Raw genomic sequence first — 7,027 nt, 5'->3', positions numbered from 1 at the left:
AAGAAAAAAACAACACCATACGCCGCCCCCCCCCCCCCCCCCCCCTCGCCCCCCCCCCCCCCCCCCCCCCCCCCCCCCCCCCCCCCCCCCCCCCCCCCCCCCCCCCCCCCCCCCCCCGTGCCGCGTGACGGGGGGTCGCGGCGGGGGCGCGTGTTTCCGGCGATCCGTGCGGGAATGCGTGTGGCGCACCCCCTGGACAGATCATGAGGTTAGGCTAACCTAAGCGTGTTTACCGCCCCAGGGCCGTGAGCGCGCCCCGCCGGCTCCGTACGCACGAAAGCAGACCCAGCCATGCCGAACGCCAGAACCGCCCGTCTCTCCCGTCGCGGACTGCTCGCCGCCGGTGGCGCCCTCGGACTCGGCGCCGTGCTCGCGGCCTGCGGGAACGACGACGCGAAGAGCGGCGGCTCGGACTCGACGGGGGGCGGCGGGTCCACGTCCGGCCCCTGGTCCTTCAAGGACGACCGCGGCACCACCGTCAAGCTCGACGAGACCCCCGCGAACATCGTCGCGTTCACCGGTGTCGCCGCCGCCCTGTACGACTACGGCATCGAGGTCAAGGGCGTCTTCGGCCCGACCGAGACCAAGGACGGCAAGGCCGACGTCCAGGCCGGGGACATGGACATCAGCAAGGTGACCGTCCTCGGCAACGTCTGGGACCAGTTCAACGTCGAGAAGTACGCGGCCCTCGCGCCCGACGTCCTCATCTCCACGATGTTCGACGACGCCGGCACCCTCTGGTACGTCCCCGAGGCCTCGAAGGACAAGATCGCCAAGCTCGCCCCGAGCGTCGGCATCTCCGTCTACGACCGCCAGCTGACCGCCTCGCTGCAGCGCATGTGGGAGCTCGCCGAGTCGCTCGGCGGCGACATGAGGGCGGCGAAGGCCGCCGACGCCAAGAAGCGCTTCGAGGAGGCCTCGGAGCGGCTGCGCAAGGCCGTCAGGGCCAACCCCGGCATCAAGGTGATGGCCGCCTCCGCGAGCCAGGAGATCTTCTACGTCTCCGGCACCAACCTCTCCGTCGACCTGGAGTACTTCAAGGCCCTCGGCGTGGACTTCGTCGAGCCGCCGGAGGAGGCCAAGGCCGAGGGCGGCGGCTGGTTCGAGGGGCTCAGCTGGGAGAACGTCGACAAGTACCCGGCCGACGTCATCATGATGGACGACCGCTCCTCGGCCATCCAGCCCGCCGACATCACCGAGGCGACCTGGAAGAAGCTCCCCGCGGTCAAGGCCGGCCAGGTCATCCCGCGCTCCGCCGAGCCGATCCTGTCCTACGACAAGTGCGTCCCGCTGGTCGAGAACCTCGCCGAGGCCATCGAGAAGGCCAGGAAGGTCGGCTGACGCCCTTCCGGCACCGCCGACACCTCCTCCGGGAGCCATGCGTGAGCACCGCCGCGGCCGCCCGTTCCGTTTCCCCGCCCTCCGGGGCGCACGGACGAGGCGGCCCGGCCCGTCCCCGGCCCCTCGCCCCCGCCCCGGGCCGCGGGGCGTCCGCCGCCACGGGCGCGACCGGTGGCGCCCGGGCCCCTCGCGGGTCCCGCGGCCTCCGCACCGCCCGGCTCCCGTCCGCCGCACGTCCGCACGGCCGCACGGCCGCACGTCCGCACGGCCGTACGTCCGTACGGACGCATCGCGGGCGCGTCCGTCCGCGTGGATCCGCCGCGCCAACCAGGGCATTTCCGTAGGGAGTTGGACCATCCCCCCGGCTTCGGAGTGATCGCGGTCACGATCGGCGGGGACAGCCTCCCGACCCGGCGAGGTTAGGCTAACCTAACCAAGGCCGCGAGCCGCTCCGCGGCCCGCTCCCTGCCCCGCACCGGACCGTCCCCACCGGGAGGACCCCCCATGCGCTCGCACCTGCTCAACGACACCACCACGGAGCATTACCGCCGCTCCGTGACCGAAGGAGTCGAGCGGGTGGCCGCCAAACTCGCCACCACCGAACGGCCGTTCACCGGCGTCACGGTCGACGCCCTCGCCCCCCGCATCGAGCGGATCGACCTGGACCAGCCGCTGCACGACACCACCGCGGTGCTGGACGAACTGGAGGACGTCTACCTCCGGGACGCGGTCTACTTCCACCACCCCCGCTACCTCGCCCACCTCAACTGCCCGGTCGTCATCCCGGCCCTGCTCGGCGAGGCCGTGCTCTGCGCCGTCAACTCCTCCCTGGACACCTGGGACCAGTCGGCCGGCGGCACCCTCATCGAGCGCAAGCTCATCGACTGGACCGCCCGGCGCGTCGGCCTCGGCCCGGGGGCCGACGGCGTCTTCACCTCCGGCGGCACCCAGTCCAACCTCCAGGCGCTGCTGCTGGCGCGCGAGGAGGCCAAGACCGGGTCCCTCGCGAAACTGCGCGTCTTCGCCTCCGAGGCCGGCCACTTCAGCGTGCAGAAGTCCGCGAAACTGCTGGGCCTCGGACCGGACGCGGTGGTGCCGGTCCCCGTCGACCACGACAAGCGGCTCCAGACCGTCGCCCTCGCCCACGAGCTGGAACGCTGCGTCGAGGCGGGCCTGGTCCCCATGGCCGTCGTCGCCACCGCCGGCACCACCGACTTCGGCTCCATCGACCCGCTGCCCGAGATCGCCGGACTGTGCGCGCAGTACGGCGTCTGGATGCACGTGGACGCCGCCTACGGCTGCGGCCTGCTCGCCTCGCTGAAGTACCGGGACCGCATCGCCGGCATCGAGCGCGCCGACTCCGTCACCGTCGACTACCACAAGTCCTTCTTCCAGCCGGTCAGTTCCTCCGCCGTGCTGGTCCGCGACGCGGCCGTGCTGCGGCACGCCACCTACCACGCGGAGTACCTCAACCCGCGCCGCGCGGTGGCCGAGCGCATCCCCAACCAGGTCGACAAGTCCCTGCAGACCACCCGCCGGTTCGACGCGCTCAAGCTGTGGATGACGCTGCGCGTGATGGGCGCCGACGGCATCGGCCGGCTCTTCGACGAGGTGTGCGACCTGGCCGCCGAGGGCTGGGAGCTCCTCGCCGCCGACCCGCGCTTCGACGTGGTCGTCCGGCCGTCGCTGTCCACGCTCGTCTTCCGCTACGTCCCGGCGGCCGTCACCGACCCCGCCGAGATCGACCGGGCCAACCTCCACGCCCGCAAGGCCCTGTTCGCCTCCGGTGACGCGGTGGTCGCGGGCACCAAGGTCGCCGGGCGCCACTACCTGAAGTTCACCCTGCTCAACCCCGAGACCACGACGGCCGACATCACCGCCGTCCTCGACCTGATCGCCGGCCACGCCGAGCAGTACCTGGGAGAGTCCCTTGACCGCGCTTCCTGAAGCCCCGGAAACCACCCACGACTTCGTCGGCATCGGACTGGGCCCCTTCAACCTCGGCCTCGCCTGCCTGACCGAGCCCATCGACGGGCTCGACGGCGTCTTCCTGGAGTCCAAGCCGGACTTCGAGTGGCACGCCGGGATGTTCCTCGACGGCGCCCACCTGCAGACGCCGTTCATGTCGGACCTGGTCACCCTCGCCGACCCGACGTCCCCGTACTCCTTCCTCAACTACCTGAAGGAGAAGGGCCGGCTCTACTCGTTCTACATCCGGGAGAACTTCTACCCGCTGCGGATCGAGTACGACGACTACTGCCGCTGGGCCGCCGGCAAGCTGTCCTGCGTCCGCTTCGGCGCGACGGTCACCGAGGTGACCTACGACGAGGCCGCCGAGGTGTACGCCGTGCGCACCCGGGCCGGGGAGACCTACCGCGCGCGGCACCTGGTCCTCGGCACCGGCACCGTGCCGTTCGTCCCCGAGGCGTGCCGCGGCCTGGAGGGCGACGTCCTGCACACCGCGCAGTACGCGCACCGCAGGGCGGAGCTGCGCGGGAAGAAGTCGATCACGGTCGTCGGCAGCGGGCAGAGCGCCGCCGAGATCTACCACGAGCTGCTCTCCGAGATCGACGTCCACGGCTACTCGCTCAACTGGGTCACCCGCTCCCCGCGGTTCTTCCCGCTGGAGTACACCAAGCTGACCCTGGAGATGACCTCCCCGGACTACATCGACTACTTCCGCGCGCTGCCCGAGGAGACCCGCTACCGGCTGGAGAAGCAGCAGAAGGGCCTGTTCAAGGGCATCAACTCGGACCTGATCGACGCGATCTTCGACCTGCTGTACCAGAAGAACGTCGAGAGCGGCGGCCGCGGCGTCCCCACCCGGCTGCTCACCAACTCCTCGCTGACCTCCGCGCGGTACGAGGACGGCGGCTACACGCTCGGCTTCCACCAGGACGAGCAGGACAAGGACTTCGCACTGCGCACCGAGGGCCTGGTGCTGGCCACCGGCTACCACTACGAGCCGCCGGCCTTCCTCGACCCCGTCCGCGACCGGCTCCGCTTCGACGGGCACGGCCGTTTCGACGTGACCCGCAACTACGCCGTCGACGTGACCGGGCGGGGCGTCTTCCTGCAGAACGGCGGCGTCCACACGCACAGCGTCACCAGCCCCGACCTGGGCATGGGCCCGTACCGCAACAGCTGCATCATCCGCGAGATGCTCGGCACCGAGTACTACCCCGTGGAGAAGTCCATCGCGTTCCAGGAGTTCGCCGTATGAGCACCGACGACGCCGGCTTCCGCAACGAGCTCGGCACCTTCACCGTCCGCCCGCTCGACCCGCCGCGCGACGCCGGGCTGCTGCACCGCTGGGTCACCCACCCCAAGGCCGCGTTCTGGATGATGCAGGACGCGGAGCCGGAGGACGTCGAGCGCGCGTACCGGGAGATCGCGGCCGACGAGCACCACCACGCGTACCTCGGGCTGCACGACGGCCGGCCCGCCTTCCTGATGGAGCGGTACGACCCCGCCCACCGCGAGCTGGCCGGCCTGTACGAGCCGGAGCCGGGGGACGTCGGCATGCACTTCCTGGTCGCGCCCGCCGACACCCCGGTGCACGGCTTCACCCGGTCGGTGATCACCGCCGTGATGGCGCACCTGTTCGCCGACCCGTCGACCCGGCGCGTCGTCGTCGAGCCGGACGTGTCCAACAAGGCGGTGCACGCCCTGAACGAGGCCGTGGGGTTCGTGCCCGTACGGGAGATAGACAAGCCGGAGAAGAGGGCCTTGCTGAGCTTCTGCACCCGTGAGCGGTTCACCGCGGCCACGGGGGTGGGCGCATGAGCCTCGCCGACGCCGTGGCCCACCTGACCCCCGAGCGCTGGGCGACGGCCAACCGCCTGCTGATCCGCAAGGCGCTCGCCGAGTTCGCGCACGAGCGGCTGATCACCCCCGAGGAGACGGGCGGGGGACGCTACACCGTCCGCAGCGACGACGGCCTGACCGAGTACCGCTTCACCGCCGTGCGCCGGGCCCTGGACCACTGGCAGGTGGACGCCGACTCCATCAGCCGCCACCGCGGGGAGGACGAACTCCCCCTCGCGGCCCTGGACTTCTTCATCGAGCTGCGGAAGGCGCTGGGGCTGAGCGACGAGGTCCTGCCGGTGTACCTGGAGGAGATCTCCTCCACCCTCTCCGGCACCTGCTACAAGCTCGCCAAGCCGCGGGTCACCTCCGCCGAGCTGGCCCGCGGCGACTTCCAGGCCGTCGAGACCGGCATGACCGAGGGCCACCCCTGCTTCGTCGCCAACAACGGACGGCTCGGCTTCGACGTCCACGAGTACCTGGCGTACGCGCCGGAGGCGGCGAACCCGGTGCGGCTGGTCTGGCTGGCCGCGCACCGCTCGCGGGCCGCGTTCACGGCCGGCGCCGGCATCGAGTACGAGCCGTTCCTGCGGCAGGAGCTGGGCGAGGAGACCGTGGAGCGGTTCCACGGCGTCCTGCGCGGGCAGGGCCTCGACCCCGCCGACTACCTCCTCGTCCCCGTCCACCCCTGGCAGTGGCACAACAAGCTCGCCGTCACCTTCGCCGCCGAGGTCGCGCGCCGGAACCTGGTCTGCCTGGGCGAGGGCGACGACGCGTACCTGGCGCAGCAGTCCATCCGGACCTTCTTCAACGTCTCCCACCCCGAGAAGCACTACGTGAAGACGGCCCTGTCCGTCCTCAACATGGGCTTCATGCGCGGGCTGTCGGCCGCCTACATGGAGGCGACCCCGGCGATCAACGACTGGCTGGCCCGGCTGATCGAGAACGACCCGGTGCTGCGGGCGACGGGCCTGTCGATCATCCGGGAGCGGGCGGCGGTCGGCTACCGGCACCTGGAGTACGAGCGGGCCACCGACCGCTACTCGCCGTACCGGAAGATGCTGGCGGCGCTGTGGCGGGAGAGCCCGGTGCCCTCGCTGGAGGACGGCGAGACCCTGGCCACCATGGCGTCGCTGCTCCACGTCGACCACGAGGGGAAGTCCTTCGCGGGCGCGCTGGTCGCGCGGTCGGGGCTGGCGCCGGCCGAATGGCTGCGGCACTACCTGCGCGCCTACTACACCCCGCTGCTGCACAGCTTCTACGCCTACGACCTGGCGTACATGCCGCACGGGGAGAACGTCATCCTGGTCCTGAGGGACGGGGTGGTGCGGCGGGCGGTCTACAAGGACATCGCCGAGGAGATCGTGGTGATGGACCCGGACGCGGTGCTGCCGCCGGAGGTCTCGCGGATCCGCGTGGAGGTCCCCGACGACCAGAAGCTGCTGTCGATCTTCACGGACGTCTTCGACTGCTTCTTCCGCTTCCTGGCCGCGAACCTCGCCACCGAGGGGATCCTGGACGAGGACGGCTTCTGGCGCACGGTCGCGGAGGTCACCCGCGAGTACCAGGCCTCGGTGCCCGAACTCGCCGACCGGTTCGACCGGTACGACGTGTTCGCCCCCGAGTTCGCGCTGTCCTGCCTCAACCGGCTCCAGCTGCGCGACAACCGGCAGATGGTGGACCTCGCGGACCCGTCCGGCGCGCTCCAGCTGGTCGGCACCCTGGAGAACCCCCTCGCGGGGCGCTGACCCGCGAGGGCCCGCGGACCGGGGGGGACCCCCGAGGGCGGTGCTGTTGGGGGGCCGCCCGGGTTGTTGTTCCCCCGGGCCTTCGGCCGGCTGGCAAGGGAACCCGGGGGAGTTGTGGGTGCCCCGGCCCC

Annotated in this window: 5 protein-coding genes; all 5 read left to right on the top strand. The window is 71.4% G+C overall.

What is annotated here, in order from left to right; genetic code table 11:
- The first annotated feature begins 291 nt into the window (after positions 1-291).
- The 5 genes from ACZ56B_RS30760 to ACZ56B_RS30740 all read left to right on the top strand — a co-directional run bounded on the left by ACZ56B_RS30760 (position 292) and on the right by ACZ56B_RS30740 (position 6,896).
- Complete coding sequence (locus tag ACZ56B_RS30760) at positions 292-1,341, top strand: ABC transporter substrate-binding protein (protein WP_468797668.1); 1,050 nt, start codon at positions 292-294, stop codon at positions 1,339-1,341.
- A 504-nt stretch (positions 1,342-1,845) separates the two neighbouring features.
- Entirely contained in the window at positions 1,846-3,288 is a 1,443-nt protein-coding gene (desA, locus tag ACZ56B_RS30755) for a lysine decarboxylase DesA (protein WP_468797665.1), read from the top strand.
- Positions 3,272-4,564 carry a lysine N(6)-hydroxylase/L-ornithine N(5)-oxygenase family protein gene (locus ACZ56B_RS30750; RefSeq protein ID WP_468797663.1) on the top strand — a complete coding sequence of 431 codons (1,293 nt, stop codon included), beginning with the start codon at positions 3,272-3,274 and terminating at the stop codon, positions 4,562-4,564. Before desA ends, ACZ56B_RS30750 begins: the two co-directional genes overlap by 17 nt.
- Complete coding sequence (locus ACZ56B_RS30745) at positions 4,561-5,127, top strand: GNAT family N-acetyltransferase (RefSeq protein ID WP_468797660.1); 567 nt, start codon at positions 4,561-4,563, stop codon at positions 5,125-5,127. Before ACZ56B_RS30750 ends, ACZ56B_RS30745 begins: the two co-directional genes overlap by 4 nt.
- Positions 5,124-6,896 (top strand): IucA/IucC family protein, encoded by a 1,773-nt coding sequence (locus tag ACZ56B_RS30740; RefSeq protein ID WP_468797657.1) that lies wholly within the window; start codon positions 5,124-5,126, stop codon positions 6,894-6,896. Before ACZ56B_RS30745 ends, ACZ56B_RS30740 begins: the two co-directional genes overlap by 4 nt.
- The last annotated feature ends 131 nt before the right edge of the window (positions 6,897-7,027 follow it).

It is taken from the genome of Streptomyces sp. NPDC034670 (assembly GCF_055574875.1).
The sequence above is the reverse complement of the archived record's forward strand: the minus strand, read 5'-3'. Positions and strand labels throughout refer to the sequence as shown.